Source organism: Streptomyces sp. NPDC058326 (assembly GCF_042879855.1).
In the GTDB taxonomy this organism is placed as follows: domain Bacteria; phylum Actinomycetota; class Actinomycetes; order Streptomycetales; family Streptomycetaceae; genus Streptomyces.
In genome coordinates this window covers 55,831-78,187 of the sequence record NZ_JBHVZO010000004.1, presented here as the reverse complement: position 1 = coordinate 78,187, position 22,357 = coordinate 55,831, and the positions used below count along the sequence as shown (strand labels likewise).

Sequence of the window (22,357 nt, the reverse complement as noted above, 5' to 3'; positions counted from 1 at the left end):
TTCATCCTCCGCCGCCGCTCGGCCGTCCGCGCAGACGTCCGACCGCCCGGCCCACCCACGCCCGCTCGCGCGCCTGCCGTGCCAGCCGACGCCGCCCGTCCGCCGCGCCCGCCCGCAGCCACAGCAACGGGGCCGCGACCCGACCGGACAGCATCAGCCGCTGGTTCGGCACGGTCTCCGGCCGCCAGTGCCGCTTGTACGGTTCCGTGCCCCTCAGCATGCTCAGCGTCGCGCGCCCGCTCGAGCTGGTCTCGCGCGCCCCGTGCCGCAACAGCATCGTCGCCACATCGACCTTCCGGGCCCGCAACACCGGATCCGCGCCGTACAGGTAGCCGCCCGCGAGCCGCGGCGACATCAGGGTGAGGTCGGCCGCGACCACGTCCCCGGCGAGCCGGAACTCGGTCACCCGCGCGTTCCCGCACTCGACCATCGGCCGGATCGCCCGCGCGAGATGCTGCGCGAACCGGTCGCTGGTGTGCTCGGCGGTCACCCCCCTGCCCTGCCACTGGAGCTGGTGGAGCCGCAGCAGCCGTTCCAGCGCCGCCGGTACCTCCTCCCCGGTCACGACCCGCTCGTCGATCCCGAGCGCGTCGAGCTTGCGCAGCTTGGCCCGTACCCGCTGGGCCTTGGCCGACGGGATCCGCTGGAGCAGATCGTCCATCGGCACTGCCGGCAGCTCCAGACAGAGGGAGTCGGCGAGCCGCCTGCGCGGCCCGCGCCAGCGGCCGAAGACCTGTTCGGCCGCCGCCCCGGGCCGCACCTCGCGCAGATCGATCACCGCGCGGCGCGCCGCCCGGGTCAGCGCCCCGGCAAGGGCGGGGACCGCGTCCGGGCAGGAGTCGTCGAGGAGGACGTCGGTGTAGTCGGTGATCGCACCCCCGAGCTGGGTGAGGACCGGCAGCGGGCCGCGGGCGCGCATCAGGGGCGCCGCGGCGACCAGTTCGCCGTCCTCCCGCCGTACGAGCACGACGCGCAGCGCGCCGGGCCTGCCGTACGACACCCACCACGAGTGCAGCCACGCGTGGGACTGGAACGGGGTCGCCGTCGAGCAGCGCGCGTACAGCGATTCCCACCGGTCCGCGAGCCCGCCGAACTCCGCCTCGTCCCGGCAGATCTCGGCGCGCAGGCCGTCCGCGCCCGCCGTGCTCACACCGTCTCCGGTTCCGGCTGGTGCTGTCCGCCCGCCGGGCCGGGGACGGCGGCGGGCTGCCGCGAGTGCCGTGCCTCGGCGCGCGTGGCGCGCGCCGGGCGGACCAGGAGCGCAAGACCGCCGAGCAGACCGCCCGCGCAGCCGCCGACGAGCGCCGAGAGCGGCGCGGACGGCGAGACCGGCGAGGAGGGCTTGGTCGCCCGCGAGAACTGCACCACCTTCACCCCCGTGCTCCCCGAGACGTGTGAGCTGTTGAGGACCAGGGCACGGGCCACTCCGTCGGCCATGGACACCGCCTTGGCCGGCTTGGCCGCCCGCGCCGTGATGGAGATCATCGGCGCGTCCGGGCTGGTGGCCGCCTGCACGCTGGAACGCAGGGTCTGCGCGGAGACCCCGGCCCACACCTGGGCGTCACCGGTCACCGCGATGTCGGTGGCGACCCGCCCGTACGCCTGGGCGAAGCCGACGGCCGCGGCCGGGTCCGACTTCCCGGCCGGGACCACGATGACGTAGCTCGTCGCCGCGTACTCCGGCGCCTTCAGCGCTCCGTAACCGCCGCCGAGGACGACGCCCGCAAGCACGGAGGCGGGCAGCGCCCACCAGCGCTGCGGGGCCCGCAGAGCCGTCGGGAGGGAGGAACGGCGCGAGGGTCGCGGGCCGGGGTTCGCTGAGCTCACCGAGCTCGCGGAGCCGGGAGAGCTCGCCGAGCGTGAGGAGCGTGAAGGGGTCATCGGGTGTCTCGCTTCGCGGGGAGAGGGGTGCCGTGTACGGCCTGTTCGTAGAGGGACATCAACTGCCGTGCACTGTGGGCGATGTCGTAGCGGGACGCCGCGGCGGGCGCCGGGAGCCGGGTGAGCCGGGCGTCCTGGATGCCGTGCAGCGCCGAGACGATCTCGGCGACCGACCCGCCGATCCGGCGGGCGCCCGGGGCAGCGTCGGGCGGCAGGTCGTCGATCGCCGGACACGCCACGTACAGCACCGGCAGTCCGGCGGCCAGCGCCTCGACGACCGCCAGGCCGAAGGACTCGTCGGGGGAGGTGGAGACGAAGACGTCCATCGCGGCGAGCAGCGACGGCAGACCGGGTTCCTCGGCTCCGTCCGGCGCCGGGTCCTCGCAGGCTCCCGCGAACAGCACCCGGTGGGCGGCCCCGCACTCACGGGCCAGCGCCGTCAGCCGCTCGCGCTCCTCGCCCTCGCCGACGAGGAGCAGCCGCGCCTCCGGTACCGAAGCCACCGCCCGTACGAGACGGTCGAAACGTTTCGCGGGCGAGAGCCGCCCCACCCCTCCGACGACGAACGCGTCCTCGGGCAGACCGAGCAGCTTCCTGGCGAGCCGTCGGCGGTCCTCGGTGTAGCCGAAGCGGCCCGTCTCGATGCCGTTGGGCACGACGTGGATGCGGGACGGGGCCACCCCCCACTGCTCAAGCCGGCGCGCGACGCTGGGGGAGACGGCGACGGTGGCGGTGCCCAGGCGCTCGCCCGCCAGGTAGAGGGCGCGGGTGCCCGCGGACAGCGGGCGCCCCTCGATCTGCGTGTCGCCGAGGGAGTGCTCGGTGGTCAGGACCGCGCGGACCCCGGCGAGGCGGGCGGCGAGCCTGCCGTACAGGTTCGCCCGGTACAGATGTGTGTGGACGAGGTCGTACCCGCCCCGGCGGACAAGCCCGGTGAGGCGGGGCAGTGCGCCGAGGTCGCGGTTGCCGGCCATGCCGAGGTGGGTGACGGGGGTGCCGTCGGCCTCGATGCCGCGGGCGACCGCGCCCGGGTTGGTGAGCGTCACGACCTCGGCGCGCACCGGCAGCCGGCGCAGCAGCAGCCTCAGCTGCTGTTCCGCGCCGCCGATGCCGAGGCCGGTGATGACGTGCAGGACCTTCATGAGGCGTCCGCCCCGGCCAGCTGCTGCGGGGCGGGCACCAGATCGGCGGGGCGGCGTCGGCGCAGCGGGTGCAGGACACGCTTGGCGGTGAGGCGCCAGGCGGCGTCCCGCTCGTCGATGTGGATGCGCGGCAGCGCGTGCGTGCTGGTCAGCGGGCCGGGATCGATGGCGCAGGCGTGGCGGTAGCCGGCGGCCCGTACGGCGCGGATCGCTCGGGCGTCGACATGACCGTAGGGGTAGCAGAATCCGTCCACGGTCGTCCCGGTGAGATCCTCCAGGAGGGCGCGGCTGCGGCGGGTCTCGTCGGCGAGGGCCGCGTCGTCGGCGGCGGGCAACGAGACGTGCCGCAGGCCGTGGGAGCCGATCTCCATGCCGGCCTCGGCAGCGCGCAGGATGCCGTCCTCGGTCAGCAGCGACTTGCGCGGGCCGTCCCCGTCCCAGGTGTTCGCGCCGCCGAAGCGGCCCGGCAGGACGTAGACGGTGGCCGTGAACCGGTGATGGCGCAGCAGCGGCACCGCCGATTCGAGGAAGTCCGCGTAACCGTCGTCGAAGGTGAGTCCGACCAGCCCCTTCGCGCGGCCCGCGGCCGTGGCGGCGAGCAGCTCCCGTACCGAGACACCGCGCAGCCCCCGGTCCCTCAGCCAGTGCAGCTGCCTGGCGAAGCGCACGGGGGAGACGGTCACCCGGTACGGATCAGTCGGTGTGTCCGCGATCGAGTGGTACATCACCACCCAGGGGGGCGGCTTCGGCAGCAGACGACGAATCGCGGGGGTGCGGGGCGCCAAGGCAGCGGGCATGGGCGAGCCTTCGTGATGCGACGGGGGTGAGGGGAGGGATCTCGGGCGCGCGGGGCGCGCAGGCGGTGAACAGCAGGAAGACGGACGCGGTGACCACGCTCGCCACGGCGAGCGAGAGAAGCGCCGGGCTCACGAAGGACGCGCAGAACCAGCCGGCGCCGGTGGCCCACGCGGCGGCCGTGGCCAGCCGCAGGAGTCCCTCGCCGAGAAGGCGGATGCGGACCGGGATGGACTGGCGGCGGGCGCCGAGCAGCATCATCACGGCGGTGAGCGTGATGCCCAGGGCGTTGGCGGCGGCGATGCCGACCGCGCCCCAGAGGCGGGCGCCGGGGATTCCGGCGAGGGCGGTCACGGCGAGCCCCGTGGCCATGGCGGCGGCCGGGTACCAGAGCGGTCGCGCGGTGGAGAAGTAGCAGCGGACGAGGGTGCCGACCAGCGTCTGGCCGAGCAGCCCGAGGGCGTAGACGCGCATGACGGCGGCGGTCGCCTCGGTGTCGGCGCGGTCGAACGCCCCTCGCTGGAAAAGGACTTCGACGATCTGGGGAGCGGCGGCGATCACGATCGACGCGCCGATGAGCACGACGACGGCGGCAAGGAGCAGGTCGCGCTCGACCCGGTGGCGGGCGCCCTCGGTGTCGCCCGCGGCCATGGCGCGGGCGACGACGGGGAAGCTGACCGTGCACAGCATCAGGGAGAGGATCATCGGCATCTGCGCGATCTTCTGCGCGTAGTTCAGATGCGAGATGGCGCCCGCCGGAAGGGGGGAGGCGAGGAAGCGCTCGACGAGGATCTGGGACTGGCGGGAGAGCGCGAAGACGATGACGGGCGCGATGAGCCCGAGGACGAGCAGCCGCCCGTCGCCGGAGAGCGCCGCCGCCGTCTCCTTCGGTGGCGGTGCCGGTGCCGGCTTCGGTGGGCGGCGCAACTCCTTCAGCAGCCAGGGAGCCTGGACCAGCACCATCAGCACACCGCCGACGGCGACCCCGGCGGCCGCCGCCCGGACGCCGAAGGGCTCGCGGAGCACCACGACCGTGCCGATGATGCCGATGTTGTACGCGACGTAGATGGCGGCCGGTGGCAGGAAGCTGCCGTGGGCGCGCAGCGCGGCGGAGCAGTAGCCGGCGAGCGCGAAGGTCAGGACACAGGTCGCGGTCAGCCGGGTGCAGTCGACGGCCAGCCGGGGGTCGGCGAGACCGGGCGCGAGGGCGGCGACCAGGAGCGGTGCGGTGAGGACGAGGAGTCCGGCGACGGCGCTCACGGCGAGTGCGAGCCGGGGCAGGGTGGAGCGTACGAGGGAGAGTACGGGGTCACCGGTGAGGGCGCCGCTCCGCCGGGCGAGGGCCCGGCTGAACGCGGGCACCAGGATCAGCGCCATCGCGTCCTCGATGAGCAGCGTCGAGGCGAACTCGGGCACCGTCCAGGCCACCAGGAAGGCGTCCGTCTCGGCGCCGGCGCCGAAGAAGTGAGCCAGGATCTGGTCCCGCACGAGCCCGAGCGCCGCACCGGCCGCGGTGAGCCCCGCGGTCACGGCGGCGGCCCGCGCGAGGAACCGCCCGGAGGACAGCTGCGGGCGGAGCCGGTGGCGGCCTCGGCCGCCGGCGGCGTGCGCGCGCGGGGGCGGTGGGGAGGGGGACGGCGGTCGGCCCGCGCGGTCGGCCCCGGGCGGTCCCGGAGCCGGAGAAGGCTCCGGCACCGGAGAAGGCTCCGGCACCGGAGAAGGCTCCGGCACCGGCACCGCGTCCGTCGCTTCCGGCTCCCCGCCCCTCGCGTCACGCACGCCGCACCTCCGCCAGGGACCACCAGGCCGCCAGACCGAGGACCACCGACATCAGGACCGTGGAAGGGCCGCCGATGTCCGCGTAGAAGAAGTCGATGAGCTGCCAGGACAGCAGGCCGACCGCCACCAGAGCGCACTCCGCGCTCCGGGACCGCCGCCACAGCGCCCCCGCGAGCAGCGCCGCCCAGCTGCCCGCCAGGGCGAGCAGCCCCACCAGGCCCTGCTCGCTCAGCACCAGCAGGTACATGTTGTGCGGGGAGAGCAGTGGCTGGCGCCGGAAGTCGGCGCCGGCGCCCGCCGTGTCGCTGCCCGAGGACAGTGCCAGCGAGGCATGGGAGTCGCGGTACTGCGGGAAGCCCTTCAGCCCGACCCCCGTCACCGGCTCCGAACGCCACATCCGCTCCGCCGCCGCCCACATCGTGTAACGGTCCGTCACCGACTGGTCCGGCGCGGCCGTCACCTGCGTGATGCTGGCGACCCGCTCCTCCACCATCGACGAGCCGACGCCGAGACCGCCGACGAGGACCACGGCCAGCGCGCCCACCACCAGCGCCACCCGGCCGGCCCGCCGGAGCCCCGACAGCACCAGCTGGATCGCACACGCCAGCACCGTCGCGATCCACGCGCCCCGGCTGAAGGACACCACCAGCGGCACGCACAGCAGTCCGGCGCAGACGACCGCCGCCGTCCGCGTCCGGCCTCCGCCGCCCAGGGCGATCCCGGTGACGACGACGAGTCCGTACGACACGATCGTCGCCATGCCCATCACGTCGGTCGGTCCGAACGTCCCGACCGCCCGGATGTTCTCCCCCATGTACGAGGCGCCCGTGCCGGTCAGGTACTGCGCCACGCCGATCCCGCCCTGGACCAGCGCCAGAGCGACCAGCGCCCACGCGACGAGCGCGAAGTCCCGCCGGTCACGGATCATCAGCAGTACGGCCGCCGGGACGAGCACGAAGACCTGTACGTAACGGGCGACGCCCGGCAGGCTCGCGGCCGGGTCGTTCGACGTGATCGCCGACAGGCAGATCCCGAGGACCGGCAGTCCGAGCACGAAGGCCGCGCCCCGGGTCAGCGGCCGCGCCCCGCCGCGTACGACCCGTACGAGGCAGATCAGCACGAGCAGCCCCGAGGCCGCGTCGGCGAGCGTGCCCGAACCGCCCGTGCCGCCCTCCGCGTCGCCGGCGGGCGGCACGAGCAGCAGGGCGATCACCGCGAGGACCGGGGACAGCGCCCCCGCCCGGCGGAGCAGGTCGCGCACCGGCCGACGCGCCGCCACCGGCCCGAGCACACGTCCTGGCACACGGACCGGTACGGCTGTCGCCATCATCAGCTCCCCGCGGGCCGGACGAGCCCGGCCGCGGTCCGCAGCAGAATGCGGACGTCCTGCCAGAACGACCAGTGGTCGATGTAGTGGTTGTCGAACCGGCAGCGGTCCTCGATCGAGGTGTCACCGCGCAGTCCGTGCACCTGCGCCAGACCGGTCAGTCCCACCGGCATCCGGTGACGGTCGGCGTACCCGGCGTGGACCTTGCTGAACTGGGCGACGAAGTAAGGGCGTTCGGGCCTCGGGCCGACCAGGCTCATGTCCCCGCGCAGTACGTTCCACAGCTGCGGCAGCTCGTCCAGCGACGTCCGCCGGAGGAAACCGCCGACCGTGCTCATCCGCCGGTCGTTGGCGACGTTCCACCGCGTCGCCGACTCGGCCTCGTCGGCCGGGCGCAGCGTACGGAACTTCAGCAGCGTGAACAGCCGCCCGTTCTGCCCCACCCGTTCCTGGTGGAACAGCACACCGGGCCCGTCCGAGAGCCGTACCGCCACCGCGCACAGCAGCAGCACGGGCAGCGCGAGCACCAGTGCCGGACCGGCCAGGGTCACGTCGAGGACGCGCTTCGCGGTCAGACCGCGCCGCTCGGCCGGCGGTACCAGCCGGCGGTAGCCGTGCCCCCACAGGTGCTCGCCCATCGCCCCGCCGTGCCGCTGCTCGCCCACCCGCCAGGTGGTGCACCCGTAGTGCTGGAAGAGCATCACCAGAGCCGGGTCGTCGGTCAGGAACAGCGCGTCGCGGACGGTGTTCTGGATGACGGCGCGGTGGATCTCCTCCGTGGTGGTCAGGACCGGCAGCCCCATCTCCCCGGCCGGCTCCGGCGAGTCGCCGTTCTGCCGGGCGCCGACGATCCCGACCGGCCGGATCCCGTACTCCGGATGCTGCCCGAGCGCGGTCGCGAACCGCCGGGCGGCGGCCGTCCCGCCGACGACCAGCGCGGACCTCGGATGCGCCCGCGCCGTCCGCCGCCTGCGGGCGTGCACCGCGCCGCGGAGCAGGCACACGGCGACGAGCTGGGTGGCGTACGCCGAGCAGAGCGCGGCCGGACCGATCGCCAGAGCCGGGGTGAACGCGGCGACGGCGGCGGCCGCGGCACACCACGCGACGCCGATCCGGGCGGCGAGCGCGGGCAGCTCGTCCAGGACGGAGGTGCGGGGCCCGGGCCGGTACAGTCCGGCACTGCCGTGGAGTACGAGAACGCCCCCGACGACCAGCAGGAGCAGCCGGATCTCGCGGTACGGCTCGGCGAGCGGTCCGGCCGCGAGCAGCACGGCCAGAGCGTCGGCCGCCACCAACGGGACGGCGGCGAACCGCGTCCGGGTGGGCCTGCGCTGCGGCAGCGCGAGCCGGTCGGCCGCGCCACGCCGCGGTGCGAGGGAGGCGAGTCCGTGAGCGTGGCCCCGGCCCGCCGGGGGCCAGGCCCCGGATGCGGGAGGGACGCTGGTGCTTTCCGTGGTCACGGCGAAATCGGCTCCCTGTGCTCGGTGCTCCGCGCTCCGGCCAGCTCGCGGTACACGTCCGCGACGGCAGCGCCGGTGCGCCGCACATCGAATCTGCTGAGTACGTGTTCGTGGGCCTGGCGGCCCAGCGACCGCCGCAGCTCCGGCCGGCCGAGAAGGCGGCCGACAGCGTCGGCGAGGGCGGCCGGGTCCCCGGGCGGGACCAGGCACAGGGGTTCGGTGCCCGGCGGCAGGCTCTCTCTCGCGCCGTCCACGTCAGTGACCACCACCGGACGGCCGCTCGCCATCGCCTCAAGGGGCGCGAGCGCCATGCCCTCCCAGCGGGACGGCAGGACGACGAGGTCGGCAGCCCGGTACCAGGGGGTGGTGTCGTCGACGGCGCCGGTGAAACGCACCGACGGGGGAGCCTCGGCCCGCAGTCGCTCGCCGTCCGGGCCGTCACCGACCAGGACGAGGCGGGCCGTGGGGGCCTGGGCGAGGATGCCGGGCCAGGCGGCGAGCAGGATGTCCTGCCCCTTCTGCCGGCAGAGCCGGCCCACGCAGACGACGACGGGTCCGTCATCGGAGCGGCCGGGAACGGCGGCGCCGGCGAACCTGGCCACGTCCACACCGTTGTGGATGACGGACCAGGAGGCGCGTACGCCGGCCTCCTCGCCGGTGCGGCGCTCGGCCTCACTGACGCAGACGATGCGCTGGGTCCAGCGCGCCGCCCGGCGTTCCCAGCGCCGGGCCAGCGCGGCGACCGTGCCTTCGACGGCTTCGAAGGACCAGGCGTGCGGCTGGTACACCGTCGGCAGAGCGCCGCGCAGCGCCAGCCGGGCGCACAGTCCCGCCTTGGCACTGTGGGCGTGCACCAGGTCCGGGCGGGCGGTACGGATCAGCCGGGCGAGGCCGAGCGTCTCGCGGACCAGCCGGGGGCCGGGGTCACGTCCGGCCCGCCACGCGTAGACGTCGGCACCCTCGGCGCGGACGGCCGCGGCGAGCGACGTGCCGGGCGGACAGGCGACGGTGACCCGCATCCCGGCGCGGAGCTGGTCGCGGACCAGGTCCGCGACGACACGGGCGACGCCGCCGTCCCCGGGCTGGACCGCGTGCAGGACGGAGAGGGAGGAGTCCGGTTCTCGTGGAGGCGGCATGTCAGCGTCCGACGTCCGCCCGGAGGGAGAGCGCCGCCCGCCGGGCGGCGCCGGACCGGGCGCACGGCACGCCGCGGCGCACAGCAGGAACCGCTGAATTCCGCATACAGGTTCTCCGCTTTGATGAGAGAAACAAGGGAACACCCGTGAAGGCCAGGGGGAGGGAAGCTTCCGACCGTGCGAAAACGATGTCCGCGCGGCTGGACCGTGAGCGATGTCGGGCAACGTTATAACGCTGATTCCGGGCGAAAGTAAGCATTAGATGCTCACAAAGACTAACCTTCGTATCCGGGCGTCCGTTTACTCGTTGAGCGTGTTGCGCCGTTCCCGGCTCTCTTGCCCGAATACCCCTCTGATGGCCCAAAGATAGGTTGAACGTCACCCATTCGGGAGAGCAACCGAAGAATTGGAACCGCGTTGTTGAGGGGGCCGGGCAGATCCGGTCACACCGCTGACCTTCCGGTCCGAGTGGTTCGCAATCGATCGAGGAGCGCTTCCCCATGTCCCGTATCGCAAAGGCTGTCGTCCTGTTCGCGGGTGCCGCCGCGTCCGTCGCTGGTGCCACCGGTGTCGCCGTCGCCGACTCCGGCGCCACGGGTGTGGCCGCGGCATCCCCGGGCATCGCGTCCGGCAACGTCGTGCAGGTGCCGATCCACGTGCCGATCAACCTCTGCGGCAACACCGTCAACTTCATCGGCGCCCTCAACCCCACCTTCGGCAACACCTGCGTCAACGCCTGATCCCCCACGCGGATCGCGGTCCCCGAGGCCGGTGCGCCACCCCTCCCGGGGTGTGCGTGCCGGCCTCCCGCTCGTTGGGGCGCACCTTCGTGCGCCGCCCGGTGCAACGGCGTACGCCCCCGGGGGTAGCAGCTCAGGGGGGTGGATTCACCCGAACGAATGCGTGGCGCTCAGTAGTTCTCCCGTCGCGGAGAGCTATAGCCGCAGGGCCGGTGGGGGGCTGCCCGACGCGCCGGGCCCCTTGCCGTCGTGGGGGAGGCCGGCGCCGAGCCGACCGACCCGGTCGTGCCGATCGGCAAATAGGACCGGGCCCTTCATTCGGGTGCAGTGTCGTCCCCCCGGAGTTTCCGGGGAGCACACCTCTCGTTACAGAGGCAGCAGGACGCGGTGGAGGTCGCTCAACTCCGCCGCTCGGCAAGCGATTTGCTTGCCGAGAAGACGCATTGACGCTCAGAGGAAAGGACTCACTCCATGAAGCCCACCAAGGTCGCCGCGATCGTCGCCGGTTCCGTCATGGCCCTCGGTGCCGCCACGCCCGCCATGGCCATGGCGCCGGCGGATCTTCCCGCCGGCCTGGACGGGGGGCTCGGCGGGATCTCCAGCGAGGGCCTGGAGACGGACGCGCTGAGCAGCACCACGGAAGGTTCCCCGGTCAAGACCGTGGGAGAGGTCGCCGGGCAGCTGAACGAGACCGGCAAGAAGGCGCCGCTGCTCGGTGGCCTCCCGCTGGGCGGCTGACGCTCGCTCAGTAACGGGACCCCTCGCGCCCTTCTCCCGCGCGGACGAGCGCGCCGCTCGCGGTCCCGATCCCTCTTGAACGGACCCTCGCTCCGCCCGTTTCCGGCGGTCGCCCCTCGGCGCACCCCACTGCTGTCCACTGCGATCGGCTGATCGAATGATTTTCTGATCCGCCGCCGTGTGGGGCCGGTTCTTCGTCGTGTGCGAATCCTTACGCTCTCGCCCATCATCCACGGAAGGCCGGCTCGTCGAGAGACCGAGAACGGCGTTCCGTAACCAGTTCGTCGGCGACTGACGGACTGGGCGCGCGGAAAGGCCGGGCGGAGCGAGGGGGATCCTCGGGCCGGTCTCTCCCTTTCTCCAGAGGAAGAGCGGTATGCGATCCATCATCACCAGGAAGCTGCTCACTGCCGCAGCCGCGACGGGCATTCTGTCGCTGACCGGAGGCTTCGCCGTGGCGTCGAACTCCACGGGGGATACGCCGGGGCCCGACGCCGGCCACCATCGTCAGGCCCTCTCGGTGAGCCTGTGCGGGGAATCCGTGAATCTCGGCGACATCGGCGGCAAGGCGGTCCGTGACCTTTGCGCCCAGGCCGTCGACGACCCCGAGGGATACGGGGACGGCCCCGACGAGGAAACCCCCGACCACCCGGGCGAGAACCCGGCGCCTCCCGGCCACCCGACGAAGCCTGGGCATCCTACGTATCCGGGTGAGCCGACGAAGCCTGGGCATCCTACGAATCCGGGTGAGCCGACGAAGCCTGGGCATCCCACGTATCCGGGTGAGCCGACCAAGCCGGGGCACCCCACGCATCCGGGTGAGCCGACCAAGCCGGGGCATCCTACGCATCCGGGTGAGCCCACGAAGCCGGGGCACCCCACGCATCCGGGTGAGCCGACCAAGCCGGGGCACCCCACGCATCCGGGTGAGCCGACCAAGCCGGGTGAGCCCACGAAGCCGGGTGAGCCGACGAAGCCGGGTGAGCCCACGAAGCCGGGTGAGCCGACCAAGCCCGGTGAGCCGACGAAGCCGGGTGAGCCCACGAAGCCGGGTGAGCCGACCAAGCCCGGTGAGCCGACCAAGCCGGGTGAGCCCACGAAGCCCGGTGAGCCGACCACGCCCGGTGAGCCGACGCAGCCGCCGACCACTCCGGCACCCCCTGGCCCGACCGGACCGGGTAAGCCCCAGCTCCCCGACACCGGAAGTGACACCGCGGCACTGACGGGCGCCGCGGCGGTCAGCGCCGCCCTGCTCCTCGGTGGAGCGGCTCTCCGATTCCGCGCCGGACGTGCGATCCGCGCCGGACGCTCCGCACGCCTCCACTGACGCGTCGGGCTGACAGCCTGTCAACCAGGGCCCTCACCGTCACCGGTGAGGGCCCTCGGCGTTGCTGCGCACAGGCGAATTTTCGCAACGTTTCTGCCGGAGGGCTCGTTTACAGGACACAGCTCCACAGCATTGTCGTCACCCTCCGAAGGGCACACGCAGTCATGAACCTGCGATCACAAGCCGGCATGGGAATCCTCATGACCGCTCTCGCCTCCGCGGCCATGGCCGCCCCCGCTTCCGCCGCCGAGGCACCGGTGGTCGTCCCGCTCCAGGGCTTGGAGCCGGCGATCCCGATGGACGCGCCCACCGTGGCCACCGGAGTTCCGCTGCCCGTGCCGGGCGCCCCCACCGTCTTCCACGAGGGGCGCTCCCAGGGCATGCCGGACATCGGCCTGCCGCGGGTCCCGGTCGCCAGCTCGGTCCCGAAGACCGTCCTCGCCGCCCCGCTCCCCGAGGTCATCGAGGGAAGCCAGTTCGGCACGGCTCTGCTCACCAGCCCCGGCTCGCCCCTGAAGGCGGCCACCCCGGCGGCCAAGGTCGGCAACCCGGTCGGCATGCCGCGCGGCGACAGGTTCGGGCTCCCCGAGCTCGCGATGCCGGATGCCGGCGTCCTCACTCCCGCGGTGAACGGGGGGCTGGAGCCCCAGCTGGGCCTGGCGCAGCCGACGGCCTGACCGGCGTTCCTTTGTACGACCAATGGCCCGGCGGGTGAAGACACGATTCTTCCCCGCTACCCGAGGGGTCGTTGCTCGTTACAACAGAAGGCCCGTCGCATGGCCCTGGCCCGCGGATCCGGAGGTTCGGCCGTCGTATCCGACGGCGGACGGACCACCGGTCTGCGGGCCTTCGTCCTTTCCTTCTGTCCCATCCGGCCCAAAGGCCGTTACTCGTGCGCCCTTTCGGCGTTGAAGGGGATTGTGCGGCCGTGATTCTCGCGGTCGACTTTCCACGTCCAAGGAGTTCTTGATGTCTCGCATCGCGAAGGCTGCCGCTGTCCTCGCCGGCACGGGTGCCGTTGCCCTCAGCGGAGCCGGCATGGCCGTCGCCGACTCGGGCGCCGAGGCCGTCGCCGCCGCGTCCCCCGGTATCGCCTCCGGGAACGTCGTCCAGGTCCCGGTCCACGTGCCGATCAACCTGTGCGGCAACACCGTCACCATCATCGGCCTGATCAACCCGGCGTTCGGCAACACCTGCGCGAACATCGACGGTCACGGTCACCACGACGGTGGCTACGGCGGCTGATCCCCTGCCCCACGGAGCGGCCCCCCGGCACATCCGCCGGAGGGCCGCTTCCCCGTGTGTGCGGCGCGGCCGCCCGCGTACCTCAGGCGTACCGGTAGATCGCGCTGTGGTCGAGCATCTGCGCCGGGGTGACGCCCCACGGGCCCATCCGCTCGTCGCGGGCCGCGATCCGGCCGTGCTGCGAGTCGCCCAGCGGCGGGGGTTGCGTCGGCAGGTAGCCGGCGCGCGGGTTGCGCTGCTGCCAGCGTGACCAGAGCAGGTCGACGAAGGAGTGGTGGAGCCAGAAGACCGGGTCGTTGACCGAGGCGCCGCCCAGCATCAGACCGCCGATCCAGCGGTGCACCCGGTTGTGGATCCGGAAGCGCTCGTTGCCCCGGCCCGGGGCCCAGCCCTCCAGGCGGTTGCGGAAACCGGAGGCGCTCGTGGAGTTCCAGGGCGCCACGTCGTACACCGTCTCGCGCATCACCTCGTCGAGCTCCGCCCTTGTGGGGAGCGTGATCGGGTCGCGGGGGCGGCCGAAGTCCCTGGTGAGGAAGGCGCCTTCGGTCATCGCATGGGTGATGGTCCAGCGGCCGCCCGCGTGGGCGAAGGGCCCGGTCATCACCTGGAGGTCGCTGCGCCGGCCGTTGCCGCCCATGAAGTCGTCGTTCCAGAGGGAGGCGGCCGGGGTGTTGTCGCGGGTCCAGTCCCAGTACGGCACGGTGACCGTGGGGTCGATCCGGCGCAGCGCCCGCTCGAACTCCAGCAGGAACTTGCGGTGCCAGGGAAGGAAGCTGGGCGCCATGTGGGCCACGCGCAGGCGGCCGTCGCCGTCGGACGTGTAGTAGTCGATGTGGGTGCGGACGAAGTCGTCGTACTCCCCACTGCGCTTCAGCTCCAGGACCGCGGCGACGAACTTCTTCCGCTCGGCGCTGGTCAGATCGCGCTGGTTCTTACGCGTGTAGGCCACGCGGACTCCCTCCCGGGTGGACGCCGTGGGCGGCGGCGAAGCGGGTCAGCGGTGCGGACCCGAGCTCGTCCACGGCCGCACGCGTGGCCGCCAGCGGCGTCGGATGGGTCTGGTAGTGATCGATGGGGGTGAGATAGCCGCCGTTCGCGCAGCGCATCAGATGCAGCGGCCGGCCGTCGACGAGGACCTCGGTCCCGTCGCCGGGTGCCGGCCGCCCCTGGATGCGGCGGCCCCGGTACATCTCGTCGAAGGTCCCGCCGGGCGGCGCGCCGGTGGCGGGCGCCGCGGCCGCCGTGCCGCTCCGGGGCGTCATGGCGATACGGGCGAGCGCTCCGCCCGTGAGGGCGGCGATGGTCAGGGGGAAGAGGGACCGCAGTGCGAGGCGGCGCGGGACGGTCATGAGTGATCTCCTGGTGGTCCGGAGGCCCGCCGCAGGCGGAGGGAAATGCCCTGAAGGAACAACGAGGAAAACGCTGATTTGTTGTGGTGGAAATTTCATCCGGGTGAATGTCGGCCGATCGGGTGAATGGGCGGGGAGTGGCGGACACACGACCACTAACATCCGGACCCATGACTTCTTCCCCTGTCGTTTCCGAGGCGCGCAGCGCCTCTCCGCTGGGTAGCCTCGCGACCCTCTTCTGGACCACCGGTCCCACCGAGGAAAAGCCGGCCGCCGCGTATCTGATGGTGTATTCGCTCGGCGACGGCAGCGATGGTCCCGAGGCCGGCGAGGAAGCGATGCGGGCCGCCGTGGAGGGCATGGGCCTGACCGTCGGCGGACCCGTGGTCGACGCGTCCGAGCAGTCCGGTGTCGACGCCCACCTCCTCGTCGAGGCGCAGCAGGCGGTCCTCACGCTGCCGTTCCTCAAGTTGCAGTGCTCGGTGCCGGTGGAGTGGGAGGCGGCCGCCAAGAAGCTCGGACACGCCTACCTGGTCTGCTCCGTGCGCCCCTGGCCCGAGGCCGCGCCCGGCGGACCGATCTCGGAGGACCAGCTGCGCTCGTTCTTCGCCGGCGAGGATCCCCTGGCGGGCGGGGCGCACGTGGTGCTGCCGGTCCGTCGACTGCAGGGCTGAGCGGGCGGAGGGCGGCGGCGACATGGCGACGGTGGACGTCCAGGGCGTACCGGGGCAGCGGCGGCTCGCGGGTGACGACGCGACGCAGGGGCCGGCCGGGGCGGGCCGGTCCCTCGCCTGGCTGCTGATGATCACCGGGGCGGCCGGAGTCCTCGCCGCCTGGGTGATCACGATCGACAAGTTCAAGCTCCTCGAGGACCCCGGCTTCCAGCCCGGGTGCAGCCTGAACCCGGTCGTCTCCTGCGGCAACATCATGAAGAGCGACCAGGCCTCGGTCTTCGGCTTCCCCAACCCGATGCTCGGCCTCGTCACGTACGCCGTCGTCGTCGCCCTCGGGGCGGGGCTGCTCGCCGGGGCGCGCTACCGGGCCTGGATCTGGTGCGGTCTCAACGCCGGGATGCTCTTCGGTGTCGGCTTCTGCACCTGGCTGATGTACCAGTCGCTGTACGAGATCAACTCGCTCTGCCTGTGGTGCTGCCTGGCCTGGGTCGCCACCATCGTCATGTTCTGGTACGTCACCGCGCACAACGTCCGCCACCGGGTGATCCCGGCGCCGGCCGGGGTGCGCACCTTCCTCGGCGAGTTCACCTTCGCCCTGCCCGTCCTGCACATCGGGATCATCGGGATGCTGATCCTGACCCGCTGGTGGGAATTCTGGACGAGCTGACGTGAATCGTTTCCTCCCCTGGCCGCGGGCCGCACTCGCCGTGCTGCTCGCGGCCGTTCTCGTGCTCCTGGTCGCGCCCGAACGGATCGCGCCCGGCGGGCGGCAGACCGGGAGCCGGGCCGCGCCCGAGCCGGTGCCCCTGCCCGGGGTGCCCTCGGGGTTCTTCACCGGCTCCGACGAGGCGGGGGTACGCAGGATCGCCCAGGCGCAGGCCTGGCTCGGCGGCGAGGCGCTGACCGTCGGCCACACGTATCTGCCGGGTGACCGCTGGTCCAACATCGAGGGCCATCCGGCGCTCTTCGGGCCCTGGGCGCGCTGGAAGGAGGCGCGGCCGGGGCGTCTCTTCGTGCTCAACGTGCCGCTGCTCGACCGCAGTGAGGAGGGCCTGCCGGACGCCGAGGTGCGGACGGGGCTGCGGAGCGGCGCCGCGGGGGCGTACGACCGGCACTTCCGGGTGCTGGGGGAGCGGCTCGTGGAGCACGGCCTCGGGGACGCGGTCCTGGTCCTCGGCTGGGAGATGAACGGCACCACGTACAGCCACCGCTGCGGCCCGGACCCGGCGGCCTGGAAGACGTACTGGCGCAGGGTCGTCGGGGTGCTGCGGGAGGTGCCGGGGCAGCGGTTCCGCTTCGACTTCACGCCGAGCCGGGGGCGGGACGCCGTGGAGTGGCCGCGCTGCTACCCGGGGGACGACGTCGTCGACATCATCGGGATGGACGCGTACGACCAGCCCGAGGGGCTGGCCTTCGAGGACCAGGTGGCCGAGGAGTACGGGCTCGAGCACCACGTCCGTTTCGCGGCGGCGCACGGCAAGCCGGTCTCGTACCCGGAGTGGGGGCTCTTCAGGAACGGGGACAACCCGGCGTATGTACGGGGGATGCTCGACTGGTTCGCCCGGCACCGGCCGGTGTACCAGACGGTCACCGACTACTGCCCGCACGGAGTGTGGGGGTGCGCGGACAACCCCGAATCGGCGCGGGTGCTCAGGAACGCGCTGGGAGCGCCGGCCCGCCCGTGAAGGCGGGCCGGCGTGGCCGTCAGGCGTGCTGGTAGGCCACCAGGGAGATCCCCACGTAGTGGACGATGAAGGCGGCCAGGGTCAGCGAGTGGAAGACCTCGTGGAAGCCGAAATAGCGCGGGGACGGGTTCGGGCGCTTGATGCCGTAGATGACTCCGCCCGCGCTGTAGAGCAGTCCGCCGACGATCACCAGGACGAGGACGGCGATGCCGCCCGCGCGCATGAAGTCGGGCAGGAAGAAGACGGCGGCCCAGCCCATCGCGATGTAGCAGGGCGTGTACAGCCAGCGGGGGGCGCCGACCCAGAAGACCCGGAAGGCGATGCCGGCGAGGGCCGCCGCCCAGACCGCCCACATGAGCGGCTTGGCCGTGGAGTCGGGGAGCAGGAGCAGGGTGAGCGGGGTGTAGGTGCCCGCGATGATCAGGAAGATGTTGGCGTGGTCGAGGCGCCGGAGCACGGCTTCGCCGCGCGGGCCCCAGTTGCCGCGGTGGTACAGCGCGCTGATGCCGAAGAGCAGGCAGGCGGTGAGGACGTAGATCCCGCAGGCGAGGCGGGCGCGGGGCGAGTCCGCGAGGGCGACGAGGACGACGCCCGCGACGATCACGGCGGGGAACATGCCCGCGTGCAGCCAGCCTCTCAGCCGGGGCTTGATCGGGAGCGCGGGGAGCTCGGTCGGGGGCGCGTCCGGCGTGGCTGCAGTCATGAGAAGTAATCGTACCTACGGCGCCGTAGGTCCCGGATATGAGTGGCGATGCTCACGTGGGCGGCCCCCTGGACATATGGGCGGATCCGTCGGATGATCAAATGAGTGCGGTCGGCACCGGATGAGCAGCTACGAAGCATCCGGGTCGCGGCCCCCACGGGGCACACACCAAAAAACCCCTCTACAAGGAGCAATCGTGGCGCGCGACAACGCGGCTCCCCAGACCCTTCCGACCCAGCACCAGGAGCTCGTCTCCTGGGTGAACGAGATCGCCGAGATCACCCAGCCGGACAACATCGTCTGGTGCGACGGCTCCGAGGCCGAGTACGAGCGCCTGTGCGAGGAGCTCGTCACCAAGGGGACCTTCACCAAGCTCGACCCGGTGAAGCGCCCGAACTCGTACTACGCGGCCTCCGACCCGACCGACGTCGCGCGCGTCGAGGACCGGACCTTCATCTGCTCCGAGAAGGAGGAGGACGCGGGCCCGACCAACCACTGGAAGGCCCCGGCCGAGATGAAGGAGCTCTTCGCGGGCTCCGAGGGCATCTTCCGCGGCTCGATGCGCGGCCGCACCATGTACGTCGTGCCCTTCTGCATGGGCCCCGTCGGTTCCCCGCTCTCCGCCATCGGCGTCGAGATCACCGACTCCGCGTACGTCGCCGTCTCCATGCGCACCATGACCCGCATGGGCCAGGCCGTCCTCGACGAGCTCGGCACCGACGGCTTCTTCGTCAAGGCCGTCCACACCCTCGGCGCCCCCCTGGAGGAGGGCCAGGAGGACGTGCCGTGGCCGTGCAACTCCACCAAGTACATCTCGCACTTCCCCGAGACCCGCGAGATCTGGTCGTACGGCTCGGGCTACGGCGGCAACGCCCTCCTCGGCAAGAAGTGCTACGCGCTCCGCATCGCCTCCGTCATGGCCCGTGACGAGGGCTGGCTCGCCGAGCACATGCTCATCCTCAAGCTGACCCCGCCGCAGGGCGAGGCCAAGTACGTCGCGGCCGCGTTCCCCTCGGCCTGCGGCAAGACGAACCTGGCCATGCTGGAGCCCACGATCTCCGGCTGGACCGTCGAGACCATCGGCGACGACATCGCCTGGATGCGCTTCGGCGAGGACGGGCGGCTGTACGCGATCAACCCCGAGGCCGGCTTCTTCGGCGTCGCGCCCGGCACCGGCGAGCACACCAACGCCAACGCCATGAAGACCCTCTGGGGCAACTCCGTCTTCACCAACGTCGCGCTCACCGACGACGGCGACGTGTGGTGGGAGGGCATGACCGAGGAGGCCCCGGCCCACCTCACGGACTGGAAGGGCAACGACTGGACGCCCGCGTCCGAGACGCCCGCCGCCCACCCGAACGCCCGCTTCACCGTCCCGGCCGGCCAGTGCCCGACGATCGCCCCGGAGTGGGAGGACACCAAGGGCGTCCCGATCTCGGCGATCCTCTTCGGCGGCCGCCGCGCCTCCGCGGTCCCCCTTGTCACCGAGTCCTTCGACTGGAACCACGGCGTCTTCCTCGGCGCGAACGTCGCCTCCGAGAAGACCGCCGCCGCCGAGGGCAAGGTCGGCGAGCTGCGCCGCGACCCCTTCGCCATGCTGCCGTTCTGCGGCTACAACATGGGCGACTACATGGCCCACTGGGTCAAGGTCGGTGCCTCCGCGGACGCCGCGAAGCTCCCGAAGATCTACTACGTGAACTGGTTCCGCAAGAACGACGCCGGCAAGTTCGTCTGGCCCGGCTTCGGCGAGAACAGCCGCGTCCTGAAGTGGATCGTCGAGCGCCTGGAGGGCAAGGCCGAGGGCGTCGAGACCCCGATCGGCATCCTGCCGACCCCGGAGTCCTTCGACACCGACGGCCTGGACCTGCCCGCCGAGGACCTGGAGTTCCTCCTCAAGGTCGACCGTGACGTGTGGCGCGAGGAGGCCGCCCTCGTCCCCGACCACCTCAACACCTTCGGCGACCACACGCCGAAGGAGCTGTGGGACCAGTACCACGCGCTCGTCGAGCGCCTGGGCTGATCCCGCACCGCAGACTCGTGGTGGGTTGCCCCGAGATACCGCCCTGACCAGTGGGGTCACGACGGCCCACCACGACGCAACCGGCCCCCGGAGCCCCCTCAGGCTCCGGGGGCCGGCGCATCTCCGCCGCCTGCCGGGTGCGGCCGCTCAGTCGCGGCCCCGGCCCTCCAGATAGCGTGTGTGGATCTCCTGCCGCATCGCGTCCGCCTCCTCGAGTGCGGCAGTGACGGCGGCCACCTCCTCGTGCAGGACGGCCAGCTGGCGTTCGAGATGGCGCTCCGGCGCCTCCGTGCCCGGCGTGACCCGCGACCACCACCGGGTCCGTACGAAGGCGTCCACGGCCTCCGGCACGTCCAGGCGCACCGTACGGGCCAGGACGTGCAGATGCTCCGGGTCGGTCACCAAGCCCGGTGCGAGCAGCGCCTCGATCAGGGCGTCCAGCGCGCTGAGCCGCTCCCGCGCGGCGGACGGCAGCTCCACCTCCGCGAGATACCCGCGGAGGGTCGCGAAATCGGCTCGCACTCCGTCGAGCCGGTCACCCTCCTCGGCGAACTCCGGCGTCGCGGGCCGCTCCGGCGGGGCGATCAGCGCCCCCGCCCCGTACAGGCCCGCGATCACGAGCGGCCAGAGGCCGCCCGCCGCACCCGTGAGGGCGATGCCGACACCGGCCAGGCCGCAGACGCCGCCGACGAGGTTCTTGCGGGACTCCGCGTACCGCAGCAGCGGGTTACTGGTAGCCACGGATCTCCTCGAAGGCGCCGTCCAGCGAGCCGCTCGTGGCGTCGAAGAGCCTGCCGCCGGTCAGGTCCGCGATGTGGTCGAGCTCGCCCCGGTCGGAGTCCCCGAAGAGGATCGGGAACACCGGGGTGCGCCGCTGCTCGGCGGGCAGCGAACGGTAGAAGGTGTCGAAGGCGGCGGCCGGGTCGCCGTCGGTGTTCTCCCCGTCCGTCATGAGCACGATCGAGGTGAAGGTGTCGCCCCGCGCCGTGCCGAGGAAGCGGTACGCCTCCTGGACGCTGGAGTAGATCGCGGTGCCGCCCGAGGCCGAGAGCCTCCCCGCGTCGGCCCTGATCGCGTCGAGCGCCGTCCGTGGCGAGGCCGGGTCGACCGTGTGCGTACGGACCTCGCTCTCCTTCACCGCGGAGCCGAAGGGCATCAGGGTGACCTCCTCCCGGTCCCGGAAGTCACCGGTCAGCTCGGCGAGGGCCGCCTTGAGCCGTTCGAGCCGCTCGCCCCTCATGGAGCCCGAGGTGTCGAGCACGTACACCGTGCGGGAAGGCCGGCGCAGGGTGTTGTCGTACGCGTCGAGCAGCCCGTCCGCGACGGCCCGGCTGCCGGGGAACGGCAGCTCGCGCCGCAGGTCACGGGCGAGCGCGGACGCCGGGCGGACGCCCGGGACCACCGGGCGGCGGAGCGTCGCCCGGGTGATCCGGTCCTGGACGTCCGGCGAGCGGAGGTGGTCGGTGAGCCGCCGCGCCGCGTCCTTCGCCTCGGGGCGGGCGGAGGTGAGCAGGCTGAGCGGGTAGTCGGCGGTGACGACCCCGTCGGTCGGCCTGATCACGGTCAGGTCGTCGGCCTGGAAGGAGGACAGCAGCACCGACTCGTAGTTGACGAGCGCGTCGACATCGCCGCGACGGCCGTACGCGGTGGCCAGCCAGCCCGAGGAGCCCGACGTCAGCTTCTGTCCGGCGAAGAACTCCTTGAGCCTCGGCGTGGCCCGGCGGACGTCCGCCTCGGTGAGCGCCGCCTGGGCGCCGGAGAGCCCGGAGGCGACCGAGACGAGGGCGGAGAAGCCGGAGTTGGAGCGCATCGGGTCCGTCATCCCGTAGCTGAGCCTCCCGTCGGCGACGGCCCGGTGCAGCTGCGACCAGGTGACCTTCGCCGGGTCCCAGCCGAGCCGGGCGACGGCGGCGGGCCGCACCCCGAGGGCGACCGGCGAGGTCATGATCGGCGTCTCGCCGGTGATCCGGCGCGCGGCGTCCGGGTCGAGCCGGAGGTAGTCGTTGGAGGAGAGCCAGACCGCGTCGTAGGCCTCGCCGGCCTTGCCGGAGGCGATCTGTTCGACGGCGTCGAGGGTGCCGACGTACGTGGTGCGGACCTGGACGCCGGTCGCGCGGCGGGCCGTGTCGAGGACGGGCTCCATGTCGGTGAGTTCGGAGGAGGCGAGGACGCGGAGCGTGCCGGGGACGTGCTCTGTGCCGTTCCGCCCGGTCGGTTCGCCGGCGCGGCCGGTCCCGTCGCAGGCGCTTCCGGTGGCGGTGACGAGCAGCGCGAGGGCGAGTCCGGCGAGCGTACGCCGCAGGGCGCGGCCCCGCCTGTCGGCGTCGCGGCCCCGGGCGTCGGCGCGGGGCATCGG

The 22,357-nt window shown here is 72.7% G+C and carries 21 protein-coding genes; 8 read left to right on the top strand and 13 right to left on the bottom strand.

Annotated features, from left to right (window positions below; all coding sequences use genetic code 11):
• Position 1 precedes the first annotated feature (1 nt).
• From ACFVYX_RS08965 to ACFVYX_RS08930, 8 genes are all read right to left on the bottom strand, one after another.
• Positions 2-1,150, bottom strand: coding sequence for a GNAT family N-acetyltransferase (locus tag ACFVYX_RS08965; RefSeq protein ID WP_389680680.1), 1,149 nt, complete (start codon positions 1,148-1,150; stop codon positions 2-4).
• Positions 1,147-1,827, bottom strand: a complete 681-nt coding sequence (locus tag ACFVYX_RS08960) for a lipopolysaccharide biosynthesis protein (protein ID WP_389680679.1) — start codon at positions 1,825-1,827, stop codon at positions 1,147-1,149. Before ACFVYX_RS08960 ends, ACFVYX_RS08965 begins: the two co-directional genes overlap by 4 nt.
• 50 nt (positions 1,828-1,877) lie before the next feature.
• The gene (locus ACFVYX_RS08955) at positions 1,878-3,023 is read right to left on the bottom strand and encodes a glycosyltransferase (RefSeq protein WP_389680678.1); all 1,146 of its coding nucleotides are present in this window, start codon (positions 3,021-3,023) and stop codon (positions 1,878-1,880) included.
• Positions 3,020-3,820, bottom strand: a complete 801-nt coding sequence (locus ACFVYX_RS08950; protein WP_389680677.1) for a polysaccharide deacetylase family protein — start codon at positions 3,818-3,820, stop codon at positions 3,020-3,022. Before ACFVYX_RS08950 ends, ACFVYX_RS08955 begins: the two co-directional genes overlap by 4 nt.
• Positions 3,717-5,513 carry a lipid II flippase MurJ gene (locus ACFVYX_RS08945; protein WP_389680676.1) on the bottom strand — a complete coding sequence of 599 codons (1,797 nt, stop codon included), beginning with the start codon at positions 5,511-5,513 and terminating at the stop codon, positions 3,717-3,719. The genes ACFVYX_RS08950 and ACFVYX_RS08945 overlap by 104 nt, the downstream gene beginning before the upstream one ends.
• A gap of 76 nt (positions 5,514-5,589) precedes the next feature.
• Positions 5,590-6,924, bottom strand: coding sequence for an O-antigen ligase family protein (locus ACFVYX_RS08940; RefSeq protein ID WP_389680675.1), 1,335 nt, complete (start codon positions 6,922-6,924; stop codon positions 5,590-5,592).
• Positions 6,925-6,926: 2 nt separating this feature from the next.
• A complete protein-coding gene (locus ACFVYX_RS08935; RefSeq protein WP_389680674.1) occupies positions 6,927-8,384 on the bottom strand; it encodes an exopolysaccharide biosynthesis polyprenyl glycosylphosphotransferase in 1,458 nt (485 codons plus the stop codon).
• Complete coding sequence (locus ACFVYX_RS08930; RefSeq protein WP_389680673.1) at positions 8,381-9,520, bottom strand: glycosyltransferase; 1,140 nt, start codon at positions 9,518-9,520, stop codon at positions 8,381-8,383. The genes ACFVYX_RS08935 and ACFVYX_RS08930 overlap by 4 nt, the downstream gene beginning before the upstream one ends.
• Positions 9,521-10,020: 500 nt before the next feature.
• Here ACFVYX_RS08930 and ACFVYX_RS08925 point away from each other — a divergent pair, with 500 nt between their 5' ends.
• The 4 genes from ACFVYX_RS08925 (at position 10,021) to ACFVYX_RS08910 (ending at position 13,570) form a co-directional block, all read left to right on the top strand.
• Positions 10,021-10,260: a chaplin gene (locus ACFVYX_RS08925; protein WP_389680672.1), complete on the top strand. Its 240-nt coding sequence runs from the start codon at positions 10,021-10,023 to the stop codon at positions 10,258-10,260.
• A 471-nt stretch (positions 10,261-10,731) separates the two neighbouring features.
• Positions 10,732-10,998 (top strand): hypothetical protein, encoded by a 267-nt coding sequence (locus tag ACFVYX_RS08920; protein ID WP_389680671.1) that lies wholly within the window; start codon positions 10,732-10,734, stop codon positions 10,996-10,998.
• 1,527 nt (positions 10,999-12,525) lie between these two features.
• Complete coding sequence (locus ACFVYX_RS08915) at positions 12,526-13,002, top strand: hypothetical protein (protein ID WP_389680670.1); 477 nt, start codon at positions 12,526-12,528, stop codon at positions 13,000-13,002.
• 292 nt (positions 13,003-13,294) lie between these two features.
• A complete protein-coding gene (locus tag ACFVYX_RS08910; RefSeq protein ID WP_389680669.1) occupies positions 13,295-13,570 on the top strand; it encodes a chaplin in 276 nt (91 codons plus the stop codon).
• A gap of 82 nt (positions 13,571-13,652) precedes the next feature.
• Here the strand turns inward: ACFVYX_RS08910 and ACFVYX_RS08905 are convergent, their stop codons facing one another.
• Both ACFVYX_RS08905 and ACFVYX_RS08900 read right to left on the bottom strand, forming a co-directional pair.
• Complete coding sequence (locus tag ACFVYX_RS08905) at positions 13,653-14,519, bottom strand: tyrosinase family protein (RefSeq protein ID WP_389680668.1); 867 nt, start codon at positions 14,517-14,519, stop codon at positions 13,653-13,655.
• Positions 14,503-14,919 carry a tyrosinase family oxidase copper chaperone gene (locus ACFVYX_RS08900; RefSeq protein ID WP_389680667.1) on the bottom strand — a complete coding sequence of 139 codons (417 nt, stop codon included), beginning with the start codon at positions 14,917-14,919 and terminating at the stop codon, positions 14,503-14,505. Before ACFVYX_RS08900 ends, ACFVYX_RS08905 begins: the two co-directional genes overlap by 17 nt.
• A gap of 170 nt (positions 14,920-15,089) precedes the next feature.
• Between ACFVYX_RS08900 and ACFVYX_RS08895 the strand changes: the two genes are divergently transcribed.
• From ACFVYX_RS08895 to ACFVYX_RS08885, 3 genes are read left to right on the top strand one after another with little or no spacing between them, the layout of a single operon-like run.
• Positions 15,090-15,593, top strand: coding sequence for a DUF5949 family protein (locus ACFVYX_RS08895; RefSeq protein WP_389680666.1), 504 nt, complete (start codon positions 15,090-15,092; stop codon positions 15,591-15,593).
• 22 nt (positions 15,594-15,615) lie between these two features.
• The gene (locus tag ACFVYX_RS08890; RefSeq protein ID WP_389680665.1) at positions 15,616-16,260 is read left to right on the top strand and encodes a vitamin K epoxide reductase family protein; all 645 of its coding nucleotides are present in this window, start codon (positions 15,616-15,618) and stop codon (positions 16,258-16,260) included.
• Between the two features lies 1 nt (position 16,261).
• Complete coding sequence (locus ACFVYX_RS08885) at positions 16,262-17,278, top strand: glycoside hydrolase family 26 protein (protein WP_389680664.1); 1,017 nt, start codon at positions 16,262-16,264, stop codon at positions 17,276-17,278.
• Between the two features lie 19 nt (positions 17,279-17,297).
• On the opposite strand, the gene ACFVYX_RS08880 is transcribed toward ACFVYX_RS08885, so the two are convergent.
• Positions 17,298-17,981 (bottom strand): hemolysin III family protein, encoded by a 684-nt coding sequence (locus ACFVYX_RS08880; protein ID WP_389680663.1) that lies wholly within the window; start codon positions 17,979-17,981, stop codon positions 17,298-17,300.
• Between the two features lie 196 nt (positions 17,982-18,177).
• On the opposite strand from ACFVYX_RS08880, the gene ACFVYX_RS08875 reads away from it, so the two are divergent.
• Complete coding sequence (locus tag ACFVYX_RS08875) at positions 18,178-20,001, top strand: phosphoenolpyruvate carboxykinase (GTP) (RefSeq protein ID WP_389680662.1); 1,824 nt, start codon at positions 18,178-18,180, stop codon at positions 19,999-20,001.
• Between the two features lie 147 nt (positions 20,002-20,148).
• On the opposite strand, the gene ACFVYX_RS08870 is transcribed toward ACFVYX_RS08875, so the two are convergent.
• The gene (locus tag ACFVYX_RS08870) at positions 20,149-20,742 is read right to left on the bottom strand and encodes a hypothetical protein (RefSeq protein WP_389680661.1); all 594 of its coding nucleotides are present in this window, start codon (positions 20,740-20,742) and stop codon (positions 20,149-20,151) included.
• Positions 20,729-22,354 (bottom strand): substrate-binding domain-containing protein, encoded by a 1,626-nt coding sequence (locus ACFVYX_RS08865; RefSeq protein WP_389681112.1) that lies wholly within the window; start codon positions 22,352-22,354, stop codon positions 20,729-20,731. The genes ACFVYX_RS08870 and ACFVYX_RS08865 overlap by 14 nt, the downstream gene beginning before the upstream one ends.
• Positions 22,355-22,357 lie beyond the last annotated feature (3 nt).

What these genes read in the sequence shown, in the direction of transcription:
- ACFVYX_RS08900 (WP_389680667.1), bottom strand. Translation starts at nt 14,919, where the DNA reads ATGACCGTCCCGCGCCGCCTCGCACTGCGGTCCCTCTTCCCCCTGACC.
- ACFVYX_RS08955 (WP_389680678.1), bottom strand. Translation starts at nt 3,023, where the DNA reads ATGAAGGTCCTGCACGTCATCACCGGCCTCGGCATCGGCGGCGCGGAA.
- ACFVYX_RS08910 (WP_389680669.1), top strand. Translation starts at nt 13,295, where the DNA reads ATGTCTCGCATCGCGAAGGCTGCCGCTGTCCTCGCCGGCACGGGTGCC.
- ACFVYX_RS08930 (WP_389680673.1), bottom strand. Translation starts at nt 9,520, where the DNA reads ATGCCGCCTCCACGAGAACCGGACTCCTCCCTCTCCGTCCTGCACGCG.
- ACFVYX_RS08925 (WP_389680672.1), top strand. Translation starts at nt 10,021, where the DNA reads ATGTCCCGTATCGCAAAGGCTGTCGTCCTGTTCGCGGGTGCCGCCGCG.
- ACFVYX_RS08920 (WP_389680671.1), top strand. Translation starts at nt 10,732, where the DNA reads ATGAAGCCCACCAAGGTCGCCGCGATCGTCGCCGGTTCCGTCATGGCC.
- ACFVYX_RS08865 (WP_389681112.1), bottom strand. Translation starts at nt 22,354, where the DNA reads ATGCCCCGCGCCGACGCCCGGGGCCGCGACGCCGACAGGCGGGGCCGC.
- ACFVYX_RS08940 (WP_389680675.1), bottom strand. Translation starts at nt 6,924, where the DNA reads ATGGCGACAGCCGTACCGGTCCGTGTGCCAGGACGTGTGCTCGGGCCG.
- ACFVYX_RS08915 (WP_389680670.1), top strand. Translation starts at nt 12,526, where the DNA reads ATGACCGCTCTCGCCTCCGCGGCCATGGCCGCCCCCGCTTCCGCCGCC.
- ACFVYX_RS08950 (WP_389680677.1), bottom strand. Translation starts at nt 3,820, where the DNA reads ATGCCCGCTGCCTTGGCGCCCCGCACCCCCGCGATTCGTCGTCTGCTG.
- ACFVYX_RS08890 (WP_389680665.1), top strand. Translation starts at nt 15,616, where the DNA reads ATGGCGACGGTGGACGTCCAGGGCGTACCGGGGCAGCGGCGGCTCGCG.
- ACFVYX_RS08880 (WP_389680663.1), bottom strand. Translation starts at nt 17,981, where the DNA reads ATGACTGCAGCCACGCCGGACGCGCCCCCGACCGAGCTCCCCGCGCTC.
- ACFVYX_RS08895 (WP_389680666.1), top strand. Translation starts at nt 15,090, where the DNA reads ATGACTTCTTCCCCTGTCGTTTCCGAGGCGCGCAGCGCCTCTCCGCTG.